25 protein-coding genes and 2 pseudogenes are annotated in these 19,188 nt (G+C 60.3%); 5 read left to right on the top strand and 22 right to left on the bottom strand.

What is annotated here, in order from left to right; translation table 11 throughout:
* The first annotated feature begins 34 nt into the window (after positions 1 to 34).
* Positions 35 to 1,177, top strand: coding sequence for a PilT/PilU family type 4a pilus ATPase (locus tag ACW7G1_RS12940; RefSeq protein WP_456980176.1), 1,143 nt, complete (start codon positions 35 to 37; stop codon positions 1,175 to 1,177).
* A gap of 47 nt (positions 1,178 to 1,224) precedes the next feature.
* Here the strand turns inward: ACW7G1_RS12940 and ACW7G1_RS12935 are convergent, their stop codons facing one another.
* The 3 genes from ACW7G1_RS12935 to ACW7G1_RS12925 are packed head-to-tail and all read right to left on the bottom strand — an operon-like array spanning position 1,225 to position 4,360.
* Positions 1,225 to 2,046 (bottom strand): DUF4377 domain-containing protein, encoded by an 822-nt coding sequence (locus ACW7G1_RS12935; protein ID WP_456980175.1) that lies wholly within the window; start codon positions 2,044 to 2,046, stop codon positions 1,225 to 1,227.
* A gap of 26 nt (positions 2,047 to 2,072) precedes the next feature.
* The gene (locus tag ACW7G1_RS12930) at positions 2,073 to 2,510 is read right to left on the bottom strand and encodes a response regulator (RefSeq protein WP_456960903.1); all 438 of its coding nucleotides are present in this window, start codon (positions 2,508 to 2,510) and stop codon (positions 2,073 to 2,075) included.
* A complete protein-coding gene (locus ACW7G1_RS12925; RefSeq protein WP_456980174.1) occupies positions 2,507 to 4,360 on the bottom strand; it encodes an ATP-binding protein in 1,854 nt (617 codons plus the stop codon). The genes ACW7G1_RS12930 and ACW7G1_RS12925 overlap by 4 nt, the downstream gene beginning before the upstream one ends.
* Positions 4,361 to 4,535: 175 nt before the next feature.
* On the opposite strand from ACW7G1_RS12925, the gene ACW7G1_RS12920 reads away from it, so the two are divergent.
* From ACW7G1_RS12920 to ACW7G1_RS12910, 3 genes are read left to right on the top strand one after another with little or no spacing between them, the layout of a single operon-like run.
* Positions 4,536 to 5,102, top strand: a complete 567-nt coding sequence (locus ACW7G1_RS12920) for a YqgE/AlgH family protein (protein WP_456980173.1) — start codon at positions 4,536 to 4,538, stop codon at positions 5,100 to 5,102.
* Entirely contained in the window at positions 5,099 to 5,611 is a 513-nt protein-coding gene (gene ruvX, locus ACW7G1_RS12915; protein ID WP_456980172.1) for a Holliday junction resolvase RuvX, read from the top strand. The genes ACW7G1_RS12920 and ruvX overlap by 4 nt, the downstream gene beginning before the upstream one ends.
* Entirely contained in the window at positions 5,608 to 6,564 is a 957-nt protein-coding gene (locus ACW7G1_RS12910; protein WP_456980171.1) for an aspartate carbamoyltransferase catalytic subunit, read from the top strand. Before ruvX ends, ACW7G1_RS12910 begins: the two co-directional genes overlap by 4 nt.
* Positions 6,565 to 6,596: 32 nt before the next feature.
* On the opposite strand, the gene ACW7G1_RS12905 is transcribed toward ACW7G1_RS12910, so the two are convergent.
* The 15 genes and pseudogenes from ACW7G1_RS12905 to ACW7G1_RS12835 all read right to left on the bottom strand — a co-directional run bounded on the left by ACW7G1_RS12905 (position 6,597) and on the right by ACW7G1_RS12835 (position 15,685).
* Positions 6,597 to 7,460, bottom strand: coding sequence for a DNA ligase (locus ACW7G1_RS12905; protein WP_456980170.1), 864 nt, complete (start codon positions 7,458 to 7,460; stop codon positions 6,597 to 6,599).
* A 328-nt stretch (positions 7,461 to 7,788) separates the two neighbouring features.
* Positions 7,789 to 8,289: a hypothetical protein gene (locus tag ACW7G1_RS12900; RefSeq protein WP_456980169.1), complete on the bottom strand. Its 501-nt coding sequence runs from the start codon at positions 8,287 to 8,289 to the stop codon at positions 7,789 to 7,791.
* An 80-nt stretch (positions 8,290 to 8,369) separates the two neighbouring features.
* The gene (gene crcB, locus ACW7G1_RS12895) at positions 8,370 to 8,753 is read right to left on the bottom strand and encodes a fluoride efflux transporter CrcB (RefSeq protein WP_456980168.1); all 384 of its coding nucleotides are present in this window, start codon (positions 8,751 to 8,753) and stop codon (positions 8,370 to 8,372) included.
* Between the two features lie 186 nt (positions 8,754 to 8,939).
* Positions 8,940 to 9,335, bottom strand: coding sequence for a VOC family protein (locus ACW7G1_RS12890; protein ID WP_456980167.1), 396 nt, complete (start codon positions 9,333 to 9,335; stop codon positions 8,940 to 8,942).
* Positions 9,336 to 9,485: 150 nt separating this feature from the next.
* Entirely contained in the window at positions 9,486 to 9,836 is a 351-nt protein-coding gene (locus tag ACW7G1_RS12885; protein ID WP_456980166.1) for a VOC family protein, read from the bottom strand.
* 200 nt (positions 9,837 to 10,036) lie between these two features.
* A complete protein-coding gene (locus ACW7G1_RS12880) occupies positions 10,037 to 10,357 on the bottom strand; it encodes a DUF1330 domain-containing protein (protein ID WP_456980165.1) in 321 nt (106 codons plus the stop codon).
* Positions 10,358 to 10,653: 296 nt separating this feature from the next.
* Positions 10,654 to 11,220: a DUF7010 family protein gene (locus tag ACW7G1_RS12875; RefSeq protein WP_456980164.1), complete on the bottom strand. Its 567-nt coding sequence runs from the start codon at positions 11,218 to 11,220 to the stop codon at positions 10,654 to 10,656.
* An 88-nt stretch (positions 11,221 to 11,308) separates the two neighbouring features.
* Positions 11,309 to 12,193, bottom strand: a complete 885-nt coding sequence (locus tag ACW7G1_RS12870; protein ID WP_456980163.1) for an amidohydrolase family protein — start codon at positions 12,191 to 12,193, stop codon at positions 11,309 to 11,311.
* A gap of 95 nt (positions 12,194 to 12,288) precedes the next feature.
* Positions 12,289 to 12,744, bottom strand: a complete 456-nt coding sequence (locus ACW7G1_RS12865) for an IS3 family transposase (protein ID WP_456980162.1) — start codon at positions 12,742 to 12,744, stop codon at positions 12,289 to 12,291.
* Positions 12,741 to 13,001: an IS3 family transposase gene (locus ACW7G1_RS12860; protein ID WP_456980161.1), complete on the bottom strand. Its 261-nt coding sequence runs from the start codon at positions 12,999 to 13,001 to the stop codon at positions 12,741 to 12,743. The genes ACW7G1_RS12865 and ACW7G1_RS12860 overlap by 4 nt, the downstream gene beginning before the upstream one ends.
* 92 nt (positions 13,002 to 13,093) lie before the next feature.
* Positions 13,094 to 13,450: a transposase gene (locus ACW7G1_RS12855; RefSeq protein ID WP_456980160.1), complete on the bottom strand. Its 357-nt coding sequence runs from the start codon at positions 13,448 to 13,450 to the stop codon at positions 13,094 to 13,096.
* Between the two features lie 636 nt (positions 13,451 to 14,086).
* Positions 14,087 to 14,350 carry a Txe/YoeB family addiction module toxin gene (locus ACW7G1_RS12850; protein WP_456980159.1) on the bottom strand — a complete coding sequence of 88 codons (264 nt, stop codon included), beginning with the start codon at positions 14,348 to 14,350 and terminating at the stop codon, positions 14,087 to 14,089.
* Positions 14,347 to 14,595, bottom strand: a complete 249-nt coding sequence (locus ACW7G1_RS12845) for a type II toxin-antitoxin system Phd/YefM family antitoxin (RefSeq protein ID WP_456980158.1) — start codon at positions 14,593 to 14,595, stop codon at positions 14,347 to 14,349. Before ACW7G1_RS12845 ends, ACW7G1_RS12850 begins: the two co-directional genes overlap by 4 nt.
* Positions 14,596 to 14,779: 184 nt before the next feature.
* Positions 14,780 to 14,875 (bottom strand): annotated as a pseudogene (locus tag ACW7G1_RS12840) (IS3 family transposase); the annotation flags it as partial.
* A gap of 318 nt (positions 14,876 to 15,193) precedes the next feature.
* Positions 15,194 to 15,685 carry a GNAT family N-acetyltransferase gene (locus tag ACW7G1_RS12835; RefSeq protein ID WP_456980157.1) on the bottom strand — a complete coding sequence of 164 codons (492 nt, stop codon included), beginning with the start codon at positions 15,683 to 15,685 and terminating at the stop codon, positions 15,194 to 15,196.
* A gap of 219 nt (positions 15,686 to 15,904) precedes the next feature.
* Here ACW7G1_RS12835 and ACW7G1_RS12830 point away from each other — a divergent pair.
* Positions 15,905 to 16,896 (top strand): annotated as a pseudogene (locus ACW7G1_RS12830) (IS30 family transposase).
* Position 16,897: 1 nt separating this feature from the next.
* On the opposite strand, the gene ACW7G1_RS12825 reads toward ACW7G1_RS12830, so the two are convergent.
* The 4 genes from ACW7G1_RS12825 to ACW7G1_RS12810 form a co-directional block, all read right to left on the bottom strand.
* The gene (locus ACW7G1_RS12825; RefSeq protein WP_456980156.1) at positions 16,898 to 17,218 is read right to left on the bottom strand and encodes a type II toxin-antitoxin system RelE/ParE family toxin; all 321 of its coding nucleotides are present in this window, start codon (positions 17,216 to 17,218) and stop codon (positions 16,898 to 16,900) included.
* Entirely contained in the window at positions 17,206 to 17,463 is a 258-nt protein-coding gene (locus ACW7G1_RS12820) for a type II toxin-antitoxin system prevent-host-death family antitoxin (protein ID WP_456960923.1), read from the bottom strand. The genes ACW7G1_RS12825 and ACW7G1_RS12820 overlap by 13 nt, the downstream gene beginning before the upstream one ends.
* A gap of 64 nt (positions 17,464 to 17,527) precedes the next feature.
* Entirely contained in the window at positions 17,528 to 18,001 is a 474-nt protein-coding gene (locus ACW7G1_RS12815; protein ID WP_456980155.1) for a GNAT family N-acetyltransferase, read from the bottom strand.
* A 110-nt stretch (positions 18,002 to 18,111) separates the two neighbouring features.
* On the bottom strand, positions 18,112 to 18,612 hold the full coding sequence (locus tag ACW7G1_RS12810) for an arsinothricin resistance N-acetyltransferase ArsN1 family B (RefSeq protein ID WP_456980154.1): 501 nt from the start codon (positions 18,610 to 18,612) through the stop codon (positions 18,112 to 18,114).
* Positions 18,613 to 19,188 lie beyond the last annotated feature (576 nt).

Below are 19,188 nucleotides of genomic sequence, written 5' to 3'. Positions count from 1 at the left end.
GGGCATTGAGCCTTGCGACCCAGGGGATACCGCAATGAGCAGCACCGCCGAAAGCATCGACTTCACCTCGTTCCTCAAGTTGATGGCGCACGAGAAAGCGTCCGACTTGTTCATCACTGCCGGCATGGCGCCGCAGATGAAGGTCAACGGCACCCTGCAGCCGATCACCCAGAATCCGTTGACGCCACAGCAGAGTCGCGACCTGGTGCTCAACGTGATGAACCCGATGCAACGCGAGGAGTTCGAGAAGACCCACGAGGCCAACTTCGCGATCGGCCTGGCCAACGTCGGCCGCTTCCGGGTGAGCTGCTTCTACCAGCGCAACCAGGTCGGCATGGTGTTGCGGCGGATCGAGACCAAGATCCCGACCATCGAGGAACTCGGCCTGCCGCCGGTGATCAAGACCCTGGCGATGACCAAGCGCGGCATCATCCTGTTCGTCGGCGCGACCGGCACCGGCAAGTCGACGTCACTGGCGGCGATGATCGGCTATCGCAACCAGAACTCGACCGGCCACATCATCACCATCGAAGACCCAATCGAATTCGTGCACAAGCACGAGGGCTGCATCATCACCCAGCGCGAAGTCGGCATCGACACCGACAGCTGGGAGAACGCGCTCAAGAACACCCTGCGCCAGGCACCGGACGTGATCATGATCGGTGAGGTGCGCACCCGGGAGGGCATGGACCACGCGATCGCCTTCGCCGAGACCGGCCACCTGGTGCTGTGCACGTTACACGCCAACAACGCCAACCAGGCGATGGACCGGATGATCAACTTCTTCCCTGAGGATCGTCGCAACCAGTTGTTGATGGATCTGTCGCTGAACCTCAAGGGTGTCGTGGCGCAGCAGCTGATCCCTACCCCGGACGGCAAATCGCGTCGCGTCGCGATGGAGATCTTGCTCGGCACTCCGCTGGTCCAGGACTACATCCGCGACGGCGAGATCCACAAGCTCAAGGAAGTGATGAAGGAGTCCATCCAGTTGGGCATGCGCACCTTCGACCAGGCCTTGTTCGAGCTCTACCAGGCCGGCGAGATCAGCTACGACGATGCGCTGCGGTATGCCGACTCGCAGAACGAGGTGCGGCTGCGCATCAAGCTGGCCCAGAGTGGCGATGCCCGAACCCTGTCAGCGGGCATGGAAGGCGTTGAGATCGCCGAGACGCGCTGAGAGTTGCGGCGTGGTCTGGCCGGCGTTGAATGCCGGTCACTCATTTATCAGGGCGTGACGCGTTCGGACTCGACCACCATGTCCAGCACGTACGCGATTGACGAGCCATCGGCAGGTGGATTGGCGATGGTGAACTGCTTCAACCGCAGCACATTGCGGATGCCCGGCTCGTGCGTGTAGCCCTCGATATCCTGGTATAGCGGCTCCCATTCTCCGGGCGTACCGACGACCAGCCCGTTCTCGTCATACGTCCGCTCGCGCACCTGCAGGCAGGACTTGTCGGGAATCAGGGGGTGGTTGCAAGGTTTGGTCTGCGCAGCGACTTCCAGAAACACCTGCTCGCCTTCGCTGCCGTAGCGCGTTTCCGCCGTGGGCTTGCCGACGAATACCAGGACGTCGCCGCTGGTGGTGGTCAGGGTCAGTTGGGCGCTGTCGCCATCTTGTTGCGATGCAATGGTTGCCGGATCGGCCAGGCGGTCACCGACGGCATCGTCAAGTGCGGCCAGTGCGGGGTCGGCGCACGCCATCATGGTTTGCGCCAATCGGTCGACCTGCAGCTGTCCGCCGTCAATGCTGAAACCGCCGCTCATCGAGTTGCAGGTGTTGCTGATCTGGATGCGGCTGTCCGCGAAGTCCAGTTGCACCGGATGCTCAGGACGGACGAGCAGCGCATCGATACGCTGGCCGTCGGCGTCGGTGGCTTGATCAAGCTGCCAGTGGTAACGCCCAAGCAACGCGGAATCCACGGCTTGCCCGGCCGTGGCGTCCGCGATTGCCGCGTTGGTGACCGGTGGCGGGGCGGCGTCGGGTGGGGTTGGCGCGGAACACGCAGCGAGCATCAGCGGGAACAGCAACACCAATGGTTTCATGGTCACTCCTTTCGGGCAGAACGCGGTTATTCCGACGGTACTTCGTTGAATATCGCCCAGAACTGACCAAGCGTCTTCACCGCCGTGAAAAACTGATCGATATCCACCGGCTTGACCACGTACGCGTTGACGCCCAGGTCCCAACTGCGCGCCAGGTCACTCTCCTCGCTGGAGGAGGTCAGCATCACCACCGGTATACGCCGTAGCGACTCGTCGTCGCGCATCTTCTGCAGCACTTCCAGACCATCCATCCGCGGCATCTTGATATCGAGCAGCAGCACGGCCGGGTCGCCGTCCTTGCGGTCGGCCCAGCGGCCGCGGCGCAGGAGGTAGTCCAGCGTCTCGACGCCGTCCTCTACATGGACGACGTGGTTGATGAGGTTGGCCTCGCGCAGGGCGTCCATCGCCATTTCGGCATCGGCGGGACTGTCTTCTGCCAACAAGATGGTGCGGATCGGATTCATGCGTTGCGCTCTCGGTCAGGGGTGTTGTCAAGGGTGGAAGGAAGCACGAAATGGAAGACCGCGCCAACGTCTGGCGTGGCGTCCGCCCAGACCCGGCCAGTATGGCGCGTTATCACCCGGCGAACGCTCGCCAGGCCGATGCCGGTGCCGGGGAATTCGGAGGCCTTGTGCATGCGCTGGAATACCCCGAACAGCTTCCCTGCATATTGCATGTCGAAGCCGGTGCCATTGTCGCGCACGCTGAAGTGATGACTGCCATCTTGCAGGCGTTCGTGGTCGACTTCGATCACGGAAGGTTCGCGTCCGGAGCTGTACTTGACCGCGTTGCCCAGCAGGTTGAGCCAGACTTGGCGGAGCATGTTCTCGTCCCCGATGAGGATGGGCAGCGGGGCGATGCGCCAGGTGATCTGGCGATCGGGCGCGTCGATGGCCGTGTTGGCTTCGAGCATTGCCCGGGTTTCGGACACCATGGACTGCATGTCCACCGCCTGCAGTCGCAAAGCACTGCGCCCCAGGCGGGAGTAAACCAGCAGGTCGTCAATCAGCGAAGCCATGCGCTTGGCCGAGCTGCCGATGACATCGAGGTAGTGGCGACCCTTGTCGTCGAGTTCATCACCCAGGTGCTGGCCGAGCTTGTCGGCAAAGCCGGCGACATGCCGCAACGGGGCGCGCAAGTCATGCGATACCGAATAGCTGAATGCCTCCAGCTCCCGGTTGACTTCCGATACCTGCTCGATCTTGCCTTCCAGCTGACTGTTGAGTTCGCGGATGTGGTTCTCGGTGGCCTTCCGCGCGGTGATGTCACTGACGGTGATCAACACCACCCGGTCCTCGCTGTCCGGTAGCGGCATGCGCCGGGCGTTGATGAGCATCACCCGGTCGCTGCCATCGCTGGTGCGCTGGCGCTGCTCGTAATCCCACAACTCCCGGTTGCGCTTGAGTACGTCGGTCAGGCGTTGCAGGAATACCGGGTCTTGCCAGGCGCCTCCGCCAATCTCTGCCAATGGGCGGCCGTGGAAAACCTCCGCATTCGCCAACGCGGGGTCAGCGTCCTTACGGCCCTCGGTTTCGGGATGGCCATACAGCTCGGTGAACGCCGTGTTGTGCATCACCACGCGTTGGCCGGCGTCAATCGCCACGATCGGTTCACGCACCGTCTGCAAAGCCGATTCTGCACGGGCGTTGGCACCTTGCAACGCACGCTCGGTGTGCAGACTGCGAACGCTCTGGGCTTGCGACAAGTACGTCAGCAGGCCCAGCAGCGCGAGCTGCGCGATCATGGCCACCCAGATCAGGCCGTAGCCTTGGCCACGCAGGCGTTGCGCAATGTCGATGTGGTGGTCGAGACGTTCCTGTTCCCGGTCCAGGATCTGCGCGGTAATCGACTGGATCGGATAGCGGGTGATGATCTCCTCGGCCCTGGTGAACTGCTCATCCCGGCCGGTACTGCGCGTGGTCTCATCGGCCAGACGGCGACGTTGCTCCAGGATGCTTTTCAGCTGGCCCATGGCCAGTTGCTGCTGCGGATCTTCGCGCGTGAGTTGAACCAGCTTGGCGAACTTCTCGGGGATCTGCGCGGTACTGTCCTGCAGGCGGCTGCGGACCAGCGGCGTGTCGATACCGGCGGCGAGTGCCAGTGTGGCGGCCTCGGTATTGCGCACGTCATACGTCAACGAGTGGATCATCGACTCCACGTTGCGGATGTGGTTGACCCGGTCGGCGGCTTCGAAGTTTCCACGCATCACCGAGTACAGCAGGATCATGGGCAGCACGACAATCAGCAGGATGGCAGCCGCCAGCGCCGGCAGTCGCCACCGCTTCCATCGTTCGCTGCGCGCGGTCATCGGCATGTTGTTGTTGCTCCCCTGTCGGTGTGGTCGTCCCCGTCACCGCCATTGCGTGGGCCGGGCCCAAGACCCGGGCATCATCGCGTCTGGTTTCGAGCAAATCAACAATGGGTGATCGCGGATCAGTCCCGTGTGAATACCCGTTGGCTTGGTGGATGCGCAGGCTAGAATGCTGGCCATGAGTTCTGTCGCCACCCTACTTGCCAATCAGCTGCTGATCGCCTTGCCGTCCCTGGGCGACAGTCCGTTCTCGCGCAGCGTCGCCTTGATCTGCCAGCACGACGCTGATGGGGCGATGGGCATCGTGGTCAACCGTACCTCCGAGTATTGCCTGGGCGACGTGCTGGGGCAGATGGATGTTGACGGTGGTGATGACGGCATGCGCGCCCAGCCCGTGCTGGCAGGCGGCCCGGTCCACCCCGAGCGCGGCTTCGTCCTGCACGATGGCGGTGGCCAATGGGACTCGACGCTGGCAATCAGCCCGTCATTGTTCCTGAGCACCTCGCGCGACATCCTGGAAGCGATGGCGCGCGGTGAGGGGCCGGCCAACGCGCTGGTCGCGCTGGGTTGCGCTGGATGGGGGGCCGGTCAGCTTGAGCAGGAGTTGGCCGAAAATGACTGGTTGACCGCTCCCGCCGACACCGAGTTGCTGTTTTCCCTGCCATTGGACGTCCGCTGGGAAGCCGCCGCCGGCCGCATCGGTGTGGATTTTGCCCACCTGGCTTCCTATTCCGGGCGCGCATGAGTGCCGGCACGCCGACGCCGGTTGCGGAAGCGGCGGAGATCCGCCGCGACGGCACCGTGTTTGGTTTCGATGTGGGCTCCCGCCGGATCGGCGTCGCCGTGGGCAACAGCTTCGGTCACCACGCCCGTCCGTTGGCGGTTATCGGCGTACATGATCACGGCCCGGACTGGGTCACACTGGACCGGTTGCGCAGTCAATGGCTCCCCGACGGCATGGTCGTTGGTGACCCGCTGACCCTGGACGGTGGCAGCCAGCCGGCCAGGGTCCGGGCGCACGCCTTTGCGCGTCAGCTGCAGGCGCGTTACCGGCTGCCCGTGGTGCTGGTCGACGAGCGCTCCAGCTCGATCGAGGCAGCACAACGTTTTGCCGATGATCGGGCCCAGGGCCGCAAGCGGCGCAAGGATGCGCAAACGCTGGATGCGGTTGCCGCCGCGGTCATTGTCGAGCGCTGGTTGGCAGCACCCGATGACGCCATATCCATCTGCCGGGTTAGCGAAGAGAACACATGACTGTCACCACGCATTATCCAGAGGTCTCCGGGCCGGCCAGTCGGCATTTGCTGACCTTGGAGGACATGCCGCGCAAGCAGCTTGTCGCGCTGCTCGACCACGCCCAGCGTTATGCCGATGGCCAGGACAACCGCCATTCACTTGCCGGTGTTGCTGTTTGCACCTTGTTTTTCGAGGCGTCCACCCGCACCCGGCTGAGCTTCCAGCTCGCGGCCCAAAGGCTCGGCGCCGACGTACTCAATTTCGATGTGTCCACGTCCTCCACCCGCAAAGGTGAAACGGCCAGTGACACCCTCAGGACCATCGAGGCGATGGGCGTGCGCGGGTTCGTGGTGCGTCATCAGGACAATGGCGCGGTGGCGGCGCTTGCCGCCCACGCGGGCGCACAGACCTCGCTGGTGAACGCTGGCGATGGCCGCAACGCCCATCCCACCCAGGGTTTGCTCGACATGCTGACGCTGCGGCAAGCCAAGGGTGGGGACTTTTCCGGGCTCAATGTACTGATCGTCGGTGACGTCAAGCACTCGCGCGTGGCCCGTTCCGATCTGGATGCCTTGCGCACTCTCGGAACCGGCGAGATCCGCGTCTGTGGGCCCGAGGGGTTGTTGCCGGATCCATCCAGCCTCCCGGGCTGCCGCGTCCTCCACGACCTGGACGCCGCTCTGGATGGCGTCGACGTCGTGATGATGCTGCGCCTGCAGCGCGAACGGATGGCGGATGGCCTGGTCAACTCGCTGGATGATTACCACCGCGATTACGGACTCACTGCCGCGCGTCTGCGCCGGGCCGCGCCGGACGCGGTGGTGACGCACCCGGGCCCGATCAATCGTGGCGTCGAGATTACCGACGAGGTAGCCGATGGAGCGCAGTCCCTGGTCCTGCAACAAGTCCGCAACGGGGTCGCCGTGCGGATGGCGGTATTGGAAAGCCTGTTGAAGGCGTCAGCGGCGTAGTGCCCGCACGAGACGCGGTTACCGGGTGATCATCACTCGGGGTCGGGAGGCGGCAGCAAATGGCGGATGTGCAGGAACCGCGCAAAACGCGGCACGCCGTTGGATGTCAATCCGTTGTATCTATAGGTGACATGGCTCCCCACCGGTGGCGGTTCCGCCCGCTGCACATCGGTGAAGCCGCTGCCGATGCGGAACCGGAGCCCGTCGGGTCGCTCCACGATCAGCGCGCCAAGCAGGCCCGTGTATTTTCCGCGCCCGTCCGTATGGCCGACCACTCGTGCCTCGGCATCCTGGTATGGCTTGTACTTGAGCAGGTCATCACTTCGACCAAATGCATATTTCGCCAGCCGATGATGCAGCATCAGCCCTTCGCCACCGGCCGCGACTACCGCATCAAACCGCTCGTCGAGGTCCCCGGCATTGGCGACCCGGACCTGGGCCACCGGTTGCAGCCAGTCGATATCCGCCTGGGCAAGCACGGAGCGCATCTGCATCACTCGCGTTCCGAACGGCTCGGTGGAGGCGGGCAGGTCGAACACCATGAACTTCACCTGCCGCCAAGCCTGCTCATCCGGATCGACGGAGCGCACCACACCGCTGACGTCGGAGAACCGCCCGCGCCCCATCCACAATTCGCCATCCATCGCCACCGCCGGCCAGTCAGCGGTGAACCAGTCCGGGGGTTCAACCCGGTATCCCCCCCGGGTACGCAGCACCGTGCCATCCCAACGGCCGCGCACCCCATCCAGCTTTTCGCTGACCCAATAGTCGGACACATCAATGCCGACCTCGTAGGTCGTCGCGAGCATCAAGGCGGGGGGCGTGGGCTCGGCTGCGAAAGACGATGGGCAGCACGGAAAAAACAGCAGGCATGACAGCAGGGCGCGCAAAAGCATGGTCTCATCCTTGAGTTGATGGCTGGATATCGGATCCTTGATCCCCGAGCGGAGCTCGACGTCAGTGTGACGCATCCGCCGGACTTGCGTTGGGAGGGGTCAATCAGTACGGGCTTGCCGTCGGCCGCACGATTCTGGTCGCACAGTACCAAGTACGCCTTCCTCACCGATGGCGTTCGCGTTGGCTGGGGCAGCATGCCTCGTCACATGGTGGAGTCCGACACCGCCGCGGGGAGCCTGGTACTCCTTGATACACGCGAGGACTCCGCATTGATCATGTCTGCTTGTCACCGGGCGTCGGCGCCGCCCCGGCCCGCAGGACGATGGTTCATCGACCACTTGAAGGGTTTGGTCGAGCGGCGTCAGGCCGTCGAGCCCTGATTGCACGGCTGACGATCAGGGCGATGGGGATGCCGAACAAGAGCATATGTGAGAGCAGATCCAAGACCGTGGACAGCGGCTTGAAAGTGACGGGGTGAGGATAGGCCGACAGCGGCAAAACAAGCAGCCGCATGCATAGAAAGACAATCAGCCCGAAGGCCAGCCCAGCCACGAAGGGCCGACGTGCCAGGACCGGTAGTTGCCGGGCAGCGATTGCAAACACAACCGCCCAAAGGACGGATAACGCGAAATGGCAACCGACGCCCAGGACGGCAACGCTGCTACCACCTGCAAAGGCAGCGTCACCTAGGAGGCCGCTGGCGATGGTTTGGAAGACACGGCTCGGCGCCGCACCGTTATAGCCGGCGAACGAGATTGCGAAGAGAAGATCAAGAGCGCCACCGATGAGACCAGCGCCCAAGATCGCCTTTAGCAGTGGTCGCTGCATCATGATTCCTCTCCCGAGGCTTACACGCCTGAATCAATCCGACACGCCAAGCGGGTTCGGCTTGAATGAATTGTCCGGCCTCATCGCGGGAACATCGAGATGACCTTGAGCCCCAGCCAGACTGCGGCGATGCCAAGGACCACGCTGGCAACAGCATACAAGGCAGCCACCAACAGCTCCCCGCGGCGCAAGAGCAACATTGCGTCAAGGCCGAACGCGGAAAAGGTTGTGAACCCTCCGAGCAGACCGGTGAAGAGAAACAGCCTCGTGCCGGGGCCGAACAACTCATACCGCTCGGCCAGACCGGCAAGAACACCGATGACCAGACAGCCCAGAATATTGACCGCGAACGTACTGTAAGGAAGACGTTCCTGCGCTGTCATGTGCAGTACCAGACCGCCAAGCTTGTAGCGTGCGACAGAGCCGATGAATCCTCCGAGGCCGACTAGCAGGATGCTTTTCATGTTTGAGACTGATCGTGGTTGGGACTGAGGCCTGATGCGATGGGGGGCAAAGCCGATGATTTGTGTCGCACTGGGCGATGTGAGTTGGCCTTGACCAGTTGGGTCATTGGATGTCAACCGCCTAACGCAGAAAATCAGCGGCGCGGGAACCGCGTCCGCTGCGGCGATATGTTGGAGGCCGCCTGTTCATGCTGAGTACGGGGCCTGAACCAAACGCTGAGAAACCCACCAGATATTACCGTGCGGGTCTTTGACGCCACCTTGCCGATCGCCGTAGGGCATGTCGCTGACCTCCATTTCCTGCGTAGCACCTGCCGCAAGCGCCTGTGCCATAGTCTTATCAGCGTTCTCCACATAGATGTAACAGGCGGTTGGCATTGGCGTGTAACGATCAGTGGCCTCGCTTGCCATGACGGTGGTAGTGCCGATACGAACCTGCGCATTGGCGATACGGCCGTCTGGGCGCAGACTGCGAAGCACCTCTATACCACCGAGTCCTTTGACCAGGAATGAAACAAACGACTCCGCTTCCTTGACGAAGAAATATGGTGTAACAGTGCCAAAGCCGGACGGGATGTACATGAATACTCTCAGTTTCGCGCGGGCGTTAACGCCTGAGTTAAGCCGACCTGCGTAGCCGACAACGTGGCAAGCTTAACCTGCCAGCTCGTTGGTGTAACCAAGCGGTTTCGGCCTGAATGAATTTTTGGGCCGCAGCTTACCGGCAGCCCGTCATAGATGCTCAAGAATATTGAGGAGTCTGCCAAATGGGTCGCGCACATAGAAGCGACGAACACCCCACGGCTCCTCCACAGGTCCGTACTCGATCGCGATATCAGCTTGCCTGGCCCTACTCAATGCACTATTTAGATCATCAACTTCTATCGACAAATCAGGAACCGGCGTGCCGGAGCCACCCTGCGACGCAACACTGACTTGCACAGTCATCTTGTGGCTTGACCCGAAAGTCTTGATCCAGCCGTGATCCATCAAAAGTTCAAGGCCTAGTAGATCCTGATAGAAGGCCTGAGCCTCAGCTGGGTCTGGAGCTTCAATGTTGGCGACGATGCGGAGGACTTTCATGAACTCTCCGTTTGCGACTGCGGCTTAACTAAGACGTTAGGCGCTTGCTGACTGCCCAAAAAGTACCTTGCCGAACCGATCCAACCCTTTGTTGTGGCCTGGTGGGTCAAGAAATGACTCATCCGGCGGCAGGGGCAGATGCCAGGAACTCAACCTCAAACTGAGGCTTGGGGTGAGGGCCGACACCCCACCCTGGGCTGCTAGCCAAGGATGTCTGCGCCTCTGTGGCCCCCTGGTACGCCTTGAACCAAAAGCACGTCACCCTCTGTGTGCTCGGTACGCAGGGGGCGAATTGCCTTGTAAGCATCGGACTCGTACCAACCTTGGGCTTGCTCCATGGAGGGGAACTCAATGACAACCAAGTCACCGGACCATGCACCCTCAAGCGGTTGATAGGGACCGCCATGTACACGGTACTCGCCAGAGAAGGGAGCCAGTGTGTCGTCGATGCGTTGCAAGTACTCCTTGATCTCGTCACCAAACCGGGTTTCGCGTATCACGGCAACAGCATAAGCAGTCATAGATTGCTCCAAAATGTCGTAAATGTATCAGTACGCGCCCGCGAAGTAGCCGAAGCCGGCCGTCCGAAGCCGATGACAACTGACCGACGCAAGAGGCTGTGCCCCATCCGTGCCTGCTGGACGAAGCGAAGCGTCCCCTGGAGCCCCTCGCCGTGTGATCAGTGCTCATTTATGCAGTTGGGACAACCTGTATTCAACCATCCGGATGACCAGCGCCTTGGGAATTGCCTTGCCCAACGGAAACTGGATCGAACCCTTGGCGAATTTGTACTCGGCAAGCTGATCAGCGAAGGCTTTTACCACGTCCGGATGAGGATAGAAGCCAGCACCCAGCGATGGTGCTGTACGAGGAAGATGACCGCGAAGACCGCCTCGAGTGCTGCGCCAGTGAGGGCGGCGGCAAGCGCAGGAGCCGCCAGATAGCCCAGCGCGGAGCCTGCGGCGGCAAGGGCCAGGCCCAGCGCCCAGTACAGGCGCATACCGTACAGAGTTGCGAACACCAAGTAGCGACCGCCGATGATCAGCAGCATGGCCGGGAAGAACCAGTCCAGCTCTTGCAGGCTCAGCGCATAGGCAAGTGGCAGGCAGAAGATGAGCCAAAAAGTGCTGGCCCCTGCCAGTTGGCCCAATGGATTGCCCTTGGCGTGGCTTCCGCGAGAACCCAACACCTTGCAGATGAGCACCGCCACCGGATGGATCAACATGCCCCCGATGAGGAGTGCCCAGACCGCGTTCTGAGCGGAGCCGAAAACAGCAACGCCCGTGGCCACTGACCAGGCGAGTGCCGAAGCTAGAATGCCGGCGCCACCACTGCAATAGCCCTGCCGCATGTCCACCTGTGCTTCCGAAATCACCATATCCATGTTTCCGGATCTCCTTGTAGTGGCTGTGCGGCGTAGCGCCTGAGTTAAGCCGACATGCGTAGCGGAGCCAACAACATGATCTCAGTCCCTATGGACCAAACAGGGTGCGGGCGTTCTCGTAACGTATCTTCGCCTTCTCGCTCTCGCTGAGATCTAAGCGGCTAAGCGCACTCACGTTCTGCTCTAGCGAATATTGAGGATAGTCCGAGCCCAGTAAGATGTGATCAATCCCGACATTACGCATTGTCCAAACGAATTCTTCCTCTATGGGCGAATCGGCGACAAGCACGACGGTGGCAGAGATGTCGAAATAGATGTTGTCGCCAAACAGACCTTCGGCTGTCCGTGCAGCTTTAAGGATATTCCAGAAGCGAAAGTTCATTCCGCCCATATGTGCAAAGATGAACTTTGTTCTGGGAGCTTGGAGCGCAAGGTTGAACAGATCCTGGTTGTCGCCAGGCAGAATATTTGCATTGTCGATCAGCACGATCACGTCGAGCTCGCCGGCGCGCTTGACGAGTGTCAGCACACGCGGATCATCGGACTCGAACTTCTGGGTGTGCGGGTGGAGCTTGAGGACCTTGACGCCCCTAGCCGCCACGCGCTCCAGCTCTGCCACCGCGGTCGGGCTGTCATAGGGATGGACGGTAACGATCGGTATCATCTTAGGGTGATTGGCCGCCAACGCGATGATGTCGTCGTTGCGCACCTGAATCTGCTCAGGGTGCCCGACGAGTGCTTGGTTCGGGCCGCCGAACCACATGGCACCGATGCCCGCCACCTCCGGCCGCCTCTCTTTCAGCTGCTCCTCATAGGCTTGAAGCGACTTCTCGCCGTTCGAAAGATGGACGTGCGAGTCGAAGAGCGGCGATTGAGCGGCTGCAGCCTGCGCGACCAAAGCCAACGCAACGGCAACGATAACGCGACCGCCCACTGGCAGAACTAGTCGACCAAATTCGTAGCTGAACGTCATAGCGTTTCCCCGAAATTGTGTGGTGCGCCTAACGCCTGAGTTAAGCCGAGCCGCGAAGCGGCTGAGAGTTCCTACGAAAAAGTGGACACCTTCGATCAGACACATAGTGCCTCAAACTCGTTTGGTGAGCGATAGCCCAGCGCCGAATGCAAGCGGTGCTGGTTGTAGAAATCGATGTAACTGCGCAGGGCAGAACGTAACGTCTGGTCGTCGGTGAAAATCTGGCGGTGGTACATGTCCGACTTCATGGATTTGTTCCACGACTCCATGTGCGCGTTGTCGGTCATCCGGCGAGGGCGGTTTACGCTCTGCACCAAACCGGCCTTGGCCAAGGCGCGCTTGAAGGTGCCCGCAAGAAATTCAACGCCGCGATCGCTGTGCACCAGGGTGCCGGGCTGTAGTTGCCGGTGCCGCACGGCCGCTACCAGCGCTCGACGGGTCAACTCGGCTGACTTCTCCCGACCCAGCGACCAGCCCAGCAGGCGGCGTGAATACCGATCCATTACCGTCGCCAGGTAACGCCATGTGCCGGCGACTTTCAGGTAAGTCACATCGGTAACCCATACCGGTCGGTGCGTTCAACTGAAATGGCGTGAATTTCATTGCCGACACTGGCGAAGAATCGGCCCATTCCCGGCAGGCGCCTATAGAGCGTGGCCGAACAGGCTTTGATCGCGTGATCACGCATCAGCCGCTCAACCCGGCGACGCCCGACGGGCTCGCCTTGCTTGCGCAGCTCGGCATGCACGCGCGGGCTGCCATAGGTTTCCCGGCTTGCTTGATGCACCCGCCGCACGTGATCGATCAACCGAGCATCGTCCAAGGCGCGTGCGCTGGCCGGTCGACCCCGCCAAGCGTAGAAGCCGCTGGGACTGACGCCGAACAGACGACACATCCGCTTCACGGGGTAGTTTTCTTGCTGCTGCTCGATGAAGGCAAAACGTTCGCTTTTCGAGCGGAAGTGAACGCGATCGCTTTTTTTAAAAGGTCATGCTCGACCTTCAGCTGTTCGTACGCCTTCTTCACCCGGCGCAGCTCCTTAAGCTCGGCCGACACCGCCTGATCCACGGCAACTCCTTTGGTCATGATCTTGCCCTCACGCGCCCATTTGCGCCAACAAGACAGCATGAAGGGGTGGATGTAAAGCGATGCGGCGACGTCCTGCACGAGCACGCCGGGAAGCTCACTGAGGCGCACGGCAGTGGATTTGAATTCGTCGCTGTAGCGGGTAATGGTTCGTGGGCCTGGCTTAGGCATGGAGCACTCCTGAAAGTTAGTTCAAGGTGTCCACTAAACCGTAGGAACTATCGCTTCGGCTTGAATGAATTGTTAGCTGCCTCAGCGCGACCCTGCAGGACATACACAAGAGCCGCAAGGGGTACAGCCACCGCTGCCGATGTGGAGGCGATGTCTGCAACTGTGTGGTACTGCTGATAGAGCATGAGAAGGAAGTACGCCAGTAAAGTCGCAGCCACAGGAAGCCGCAGTCTAGGGGAGCTGGTGCCAATAGCCGCTGCTAGAGCGAGTGCAACCGCAGAGTGAGTGCTGTAATCGAGTCCGACGGAGGGCCACCACAGGAACGCGTTGTCAGCCCACATGAAGGAATAGGCGATAACAAGCGCGAACAAGCCGAGGACAAGTCGCCAGAACGCCTGACGCCATTGCCGAAAAAATGCCGACTGGCTAACGAGCGCGAGCCAGATGACACCGAGCAACGGTGTGTATGAATCAGCCACTTTGTCTAGAAGTTCAAATGAAGTCACAGGGAACTCTCGAGGCAGCTAACGCCTGAGTTAAGCCGACTTGCGTAGCGTAGCCGACTAACGTGGCAAGCTTTACCTGCCACGTTGTTGGTGTAGTGAAGCAAGTTCGGCTTGAACGAATTGTTAGCTGCTACTCGTAGTGCGACCACATCCGCAAGACTTTGACTGTGTGCTCAGTCGCCAGGACTTGGTATACGAGCCGATGCTGGATGTTGATACGCCGAGAGTACGCGCCGGCCAGATCTCCAACCAGCTTCTCGTAGGGTGGAGGTGTCTGAAAAGGGTTCTCCGCGAGCACGGCTAAGAGCGACTGAGCCTTGGCCTTGAGGCCGGCAGAACTGAGATTGCGTGCGTCTTTCTGGGCTTGTTTGGTAAAGACGAGGCGCCAACTCACCAGTCAAGCTTCTCAGAGCAAGACTCAATGGGCTCGGCCATGCCGGTCTTGATGGACTCGCGCATGCCGGGAACAGACAGCAGGAACAGGGTTTCCTGGATGGCAGTCCAGTCTTCCGCCGCGAGAAGCACGGAATTGTGGCGTTTGCCGGAGATGAGGATAGGCTGATGGGACTCGGCCGCCTCATCCATCAAACGATAGAGGTTGGCGCGGGCTTCGCTGGCGGTAAGGGTAGTGGCAGTCATGGCAGGCTCCGATTTGAAGCTGATCGTACGTTAAAGCGTACGCAAACGCAAGTGGCCTGTAGCGGCTAACGCTTGAGTTAAGCCGACTTGCGTAGTGGAGCCAACAGCATGGCAAGCTTTATCTGCCATGTTGTTGGTGTAGCGAAGCAGGTGAGAGTTCCTACGAAAAAGTGGACACCTTCGGTCAGACACACAGTGCCTCAAACTCGTTTGGTGAGCGATAGCCCAACGCCGAGTGCAAGCGGTGCTGGTTGTAGAAATCGATGTAACTGCGCAGGGCAGAACGTAACGTCTGGTCGTCGGTGAAAGTCTGGCGGTGGCACATGTCCGACTTCATGCTGCACCAAACCGGCCTTGGCCAAAGCGCGCTTGAAGGTGCCCGCAAGAAATTCAACGCCGCGATCGCTGTGCACCAGGGTGCCGGGCTGCGGTTGCCGGTGCCGCACGGCGACGTCCTGCACGAGCACGCCGGGAAGCTCACTGAGGCGCACGGCTGTGGCTTTGAATTTGTCGCTGTAACGGGTAACGGTTCGCGGGCCTGGCTTAGGCATGGAGCACTCCTGAAAGTTAGTTCAGGGTGTCCACTAAACCGTAGGAACTATCGGTTCGGCTTGAATGAATTGTTAGGCAGCAGCTCCTTGACCATGTGTGCGTTGGACAGCGCTACGCCCATTACTGCTACGGACTGACGAGTGTTCACCACGAAGCCATGCCAAGTGAAAAATTCTTCTGCAGCAAGGCTGACGTCCGCAATAAGCTTGGGCAAGCCACGCTCTTCCGCAACGTCATGGATATGCCGCATAAGCCCAGATCCGACGCCACGATGAGAAAACTCCCCTGACACAAAGAAGTGGTCTATGTAGCCGGAGGCTTGGAGGTCAGCGTAACCAGCAACCCGACTGCCAACAACCGCTACAAATGGGCGAATCGTGGCAATCTTCTCGCGCCATTTATTCCTGTCGTAGGTGGCGGGCGCCCATGCGTTGATCTGCTCGGGTGTGTAGTAGGTCCGGGCCAGTTGATGTACAGATGACAGGAATACCTCTCGAAGAATTGCTTCTTCTCCCGGTATGTACTCGCGGATGAGCATGTTTGCTGCCTAACGCCTGAGTTAAGCCGACCTGCGCAGTGGAGGCAACGGCGTGGCGAGCTTTTTCTGCCACGCCGGTGCTGTAACGAAGCAGTTTCGGCTTGAACGAATTGTTAGGCATCGCAGGTTAACAAAGTAAGTGCAACACCCGCGCCGCCCGGAAAAGAAGAGGTGAGCTGGCAGACTGGAAGGGATTTCTCCGGCAAGAGACGATCCCGCATGTACCACCAACTCACCGAGCCAGAACGATACACCCTGTCTGTGTTGAGGCGGGAAGGGCGAACGTTCCGCGCCATTGCCCAAGCACTGGGGCGCAGCCCCAGCACCATCAGTCGCGAGGTTCGTCGTAACGCGACGCTGAATGCTGCGAAGGGACGCTCGTTCTATGTGCCGAGCAACGCCCAGGAGCATGCGAACGGTCGGCGCAGCCGCAGTCGACGGGTGAAGACCACGGCCCTGAGGTGTATGCGCACATCGAGGCTCGGCTGATCGAAGTGCAATGGAGCCCGGAACAGATCGCCAGGGAATTGCCCCAAGGGCTGGGCGTGACGCTCAGTCATATGACGATCTACCGGCACGTTCGGCGGGATCAGCGCGCTGGCGGCCGCTTGTTCAAGCAGCTCCGGCAGGGCGGTAAACGCCGACGCAAGCGCACCTATGGTGTTGAAAAACGGGGGAAATTAAGCGGTAAGGCGATGATCGACAGCCGCCCTGGTGTGATCGAGCTTCGGCAGGAAGTCGGGCATTGGGAAGGCGACACGGTGATGGGTGCCAGCGGCGAGCGCACCTGCCTTTTGACCCTGGTCGAGCGTGCGACAGGCCTGGCGTTGGTGATTCGGCTACCGCACCGCACGGTGCGCGCGGTGAACCGAGCGGTGATCGGCGCGATCAAGAACAGCGGTCTGCCGTTCAAGACGATCACCTGGGACAACGGCACGGAATTCCACGGCTATCGCCAGATCGAGGAAGCCACCGGCGTCCGCAGCTACTTCGCCTACCCGCACCGCCCGTGGGAGCGGGGCAGCAACGAAAACTTCAACGGCTTGCTCCGGCAATACTTTCGGAAAGGGCGAAGCCTGTCCGGGAAACGACAGGCCGACTGCGACCAAGCGGTCGTTAAACTGAACACACGACCGAGGAAACGCTATGGCTTCCAGACCCCCGCCGACCGCATGCACAAACTCTCAGGAGTGTTGCACTTGGAGTGTTAATTCACCCCTTTGTCTGCTTTGCACGAGATGCAAGCCGTCCTTTACGGAGTAGACGCTCTGACCGCATGACGTGCAGGATAAAAACCTTGTGTCCGTCATAGCGATAGAAGATGCGGCAGGGCGGTTCAACAACTTGGCGATACCGTGACCGCTTGAGTTCCGGTGGGCGGCTGCCACTCTCCGGATGATCCGCAAGATGCTCAACGTGGGCGACTACGCGCTTGACTAGCACTGCAGCTGCAGCCGTATTCTCCAGGGCGATGTAGTCGGCAATAGCGTCCAAGTCGCTCAACGCCGGCTCCGACCAGATTATTTCAACCATCGGGCCAAGCGCTTCTTGGCTTGGGCGTGGGTGGCCACGCGTCCTTCAGCGACTGCCTGCTCCCCGCGGGCGATGCCCTCCAGCACGGTCATGCGCTGTTGCATGAGTTGGTAGGTCTCAACGTCCACGAGATAGGCGCTGGGCAGTCCATGCTGGGTGATGAGGATGGGCTCTTTGTCTCGCTCGATGTCCGAGAGTAGGTCAGTAGCTTGGCGCTTAAGGGTGGTGACGAGTTCTGTACGCATGAAGTGACACTACAGTGCTACTTTGAGACGCGCAAGTGCTTGGTGCAAAGGTCTAACACTTGAATTAAGCCGACCCGCGAAGCGGGTTTGGCTTGAATGAATTGTTAGGCGGCACCGCCCACGCCATGTGGACCGTGCCACCAGCGACCGACTCTGTCTTGAACCCCAAACGATCATACAACGCTCTAGCTGGGTTCTCCTCGTACACCCGAAGCTGCAGCCGAAGGATGTTACGGCTGACCGCAATAGCCTGCGCTTGCTGCACCGCCCACGTGCCGATGCTCTGGCCTTGACGCTGTGGAAGCACCTGAAGGTCTCTAAGACCCAGTGCATCTTGTTCCGGCACGAGCCTTAACAGACCGACGACGTCGGAGTCCGCCAGGATCACCAAGTTCTCGAACTCCAACCAGCTAGCGAGGAAGCGATCTGGATCCCACGCGATGCCTCTCGTGACGAGGTAGCCACCCATGTTGCGGCGATTGAGCGACATACAGAAGGCACGCTCTTCATCAACTGCGGGTCGGAGCGAAAGTTTCATTGCCGCCTAACGCCAGAGTTAAGCCGACCTGCGCAGTGGAGGCAACGGCGTGGCAAGCTTTTTCTGCCACGACGGTGCTGTAACGAAGCAGGTTCGGCTTGAACGACTTGTTAGGCCTCAAGCAATAGCTGCCAGTAGCCCACGTCTACCCAACGGTCTTGCTTGTAGCCCACTTGCTTAAAGTGAGCAACCTTTATGAAGCCTAGGCGCTCGTGAAGGCCGATGCTTGAATCGTTGGGAAGGGCTATGCCTCCTATTACTGCGTGCATCGAACATGCGCGAATTGCGTCGATGAGCGCGGCATAAAGACGTAGCCCAAAGCCCTTGCCGGTATGGACTGGATCCAGGTACACAGTGGACTCGACCGAGTAGCGGTACGCGCAGCGGCCCTTCCATCTTGAGGTATACGCGTAGCCGATGACTTGGCCTGAAGCCTCAGCCACTAACCAAGGGAGAGATGATGCCAATGCTTCCGCGATCCTATGCGCCATCTCCGGCGCATGGACTGGGTCAGTCTCGAAGGTGATGCATGTTTCAGACACATAAGTGTTGTAGATGGCAGCGATGTCGGTGGCATCGCTTTCTCTTGCAGATCGAATTGATACGTCCATGAGGCCTAACACCGTAGTTAAGCCGGCCCGCAACGAGTAGGCCGGATGCTGATTGAAGCCGAACCACGACTTTGCCTGGAAATGGGGCTTCGCGGGCTCGGCTTGAACGACCAGTTAGGTTGCAACCGTAGCCGAGAAAAGTCAGTTGCGAAAGACCATGCTGGGAGCAGCGCGTTAGATGGAACTTGCGCCCGATGAGCTGGACTGCGTGAACTGGCCGATCACCGCGATTTAGCCGAGCGAGAACCCGGCGGCGAAGGCCTGCGGATGCTTACGCTGACCTTGGTGTAGCGGGATGAGTCACGTGTTGCGACACCAGAAACCATGGTGAAGCGACTCAAACAATCGTTACGACACCGCACTGCCACGCAAGATGCTTTTACTGCGACCTAACGTTTGACATGAGCGGCAGCCGAAGGGCGCAGCCCTTTGGATGTCCGCTCGATGGAACGGTTGGGCGTCACTGGCGATCCAAGCAGCCACATAACTTCTTCATGATTGATCTACCAAACACATGGAAGGCACGGCGTTGCCCTTGAAGCGGGGCAATTGCACGTCCGAAAACGGCGAGACAGT

This window comes from Lysobacter sp. A378, from assembly GCF_054052125.1.
The sequence above is the reverse complement of the archived record's forward strand: the minus strand, read 5'-3'. Positions and strand labels throughout refer to the sequence as shown.

Bases quoted from the DNA above. Each gene is read 5' to 3' on its own strand.
- ACW7G1_RS12815 (WP_456980155.1), bottom strand. From the start codon at position 18,001: ATGAAACTTTCGCTCCGACCCGCAGTTGATGAAGAGCGTGCCTTCTGT.
- ACW7G1_RS12880 (WP_456980165.1), bottom strand. From the start codon at position 10,357: ATGACTGCTTATGCTGTTGCCGTGATACGCGAAACCCGGTTTGGTGAC.
- ACW7G1_RS12935 (WP_456980175.1), bottom strand. From the start codon at position 2,046: ATGAAACCATTGGTGTTGCTGTTCCCGCTGATGCTCGCTGCGTGTTCC.
- ACW7G1_RS12855 (WP_456980160.1), bottom strand. From the start codon at position 13,450: ATGCCTAAGCCAGGCCCACGAACCATTACCCGCTACAGCGACGAATTC.
- ACW7G1_RS12925 (WP_456980174.1), bottom strand. From the start codon at position 4,360: ATGCCGATGACCGCGCGCAGCGAACGATGGAAGCGGTGGCGACTGCCG.
- ACW7G1_RS12820 (WP_456960923.1), bottom strand. From the start codon at position 17,463: ATGCGTACAGAACTCGTCACCACCCTTAAGCGCCAAGCTACTGACCTA.
- ACW7G1_RS12870 (WP_456980163.1), bottom strand. From the start codon at position 12,193: ATGACGTTCAGCTACGAATTTGGTCGACTAGTTCTGCCAGTGGGCGGT.
- ACW7G1_RS12825 (WP_456980156.1), bottom strand. From the start codon at position 17,218: ATGGTTGAAATAATCTGGTCGGAGCCGGCGTTGAGCGACTTGGACGCT.
- ACW7G1_RS12885 (WP_456980166.1), bottom strand. From the start codon at position 9,836: ATGAAAGTCCTCCGCATCGTCGCCAACATTGAAGCTCCAGACCCAGCT.
- ACW7G1_RS12875 (WP_456980164.1), bottom strand. From the start codon at position 11,220: ATGGATATGGTGATTTCGGAAGCACAGGTGGACATGCGGCAGGGCTAT.
- ACW7G1_RS12940 (WP_456980176.1), top strand. From the start codon at position 35: ATGAGCAGCACCGCCGAAAGCATCGACTTCACCTCGTTCCTCAAGTTG.
- ACW7G1_RS12890 (WP_456980167.1), bottom strand. From the start codon at position 9,335: ATGTACATCCCGTCCGGCTTTGGCACTGTTACACCATATTTCTTCGTC.
- ACW7G1_RS12905 (WP_456980170.1), bottom strand. From the start codon at position 7,460: ATGCTTTTGCGCGCCCTGCTGTCATGCCTGCTGTTTTTTCCGTGCTGC.
- ACW7G1_RS12845 (WP_456980158.1), bottom strand. From the start codon at position 14,595: ATGACTGCCACTACCCTTACCGCCAGCGAAGCCCGCGCCAACCTCTAT.
- ACW7G1_RS12930 (WP_456960903.1), bottom strand. From the start codon at position 2,510: ATGAATCCGATCCGCACCATCTTGTTGGCAGAAGACAGTCCCGCCGAT.
- ruvX (WP_456980172.1), top strand. From the start codon at position 5,099: ATGAGTGCCGGCACGCCGACGCCGGTTGCGGAAGCGGCGGAGATCCGC.
- crcB (WP_456980168.1), bottom strand. From the start codon at position 8,753: ATGAAAAGCATCCTGCTAGTCGGCCTCGGAGGATTCATCGGCTCTGTC.
- ACW7G1_RS12835 (WP_456980157.1), bottom strand. From the start codon at position 15,685: ATGCTCATCCGCGAGTACATACCGGGAGAAGAAGCAATTCTTCGAGAG.
- ACW7G1_RS12920 (WP_456980173.1), top strand. From the start codon at position 4,536: ATGAGTTCTGTCGCCACCCTACTTGCCAATCAGCTGCTGATCGCCTTG.
- ACW7G1_RS12900 (WP_456980169.1), bottom strand. From the start codon at position 8,289: ATGCAGCGACCACTGCTAAAGGCGATCTTGGGCGCTGGTCTCATCGGT.
- ACW7G1_RS12910 (WP_456980171.1), top strand. From the start codon at position 5,608: ATGACTGTCACCACGCATTATCCAGAGGTCTCCGGGCCGGCCAGTCGG.
- ACW7G1_RS12810 (WP_456980154.1), bottom strand. From the start codon at position 18,612: ATGGACGTATCAATTCGATCTGCAAGAGAAAGCGATGCCACCGACATC.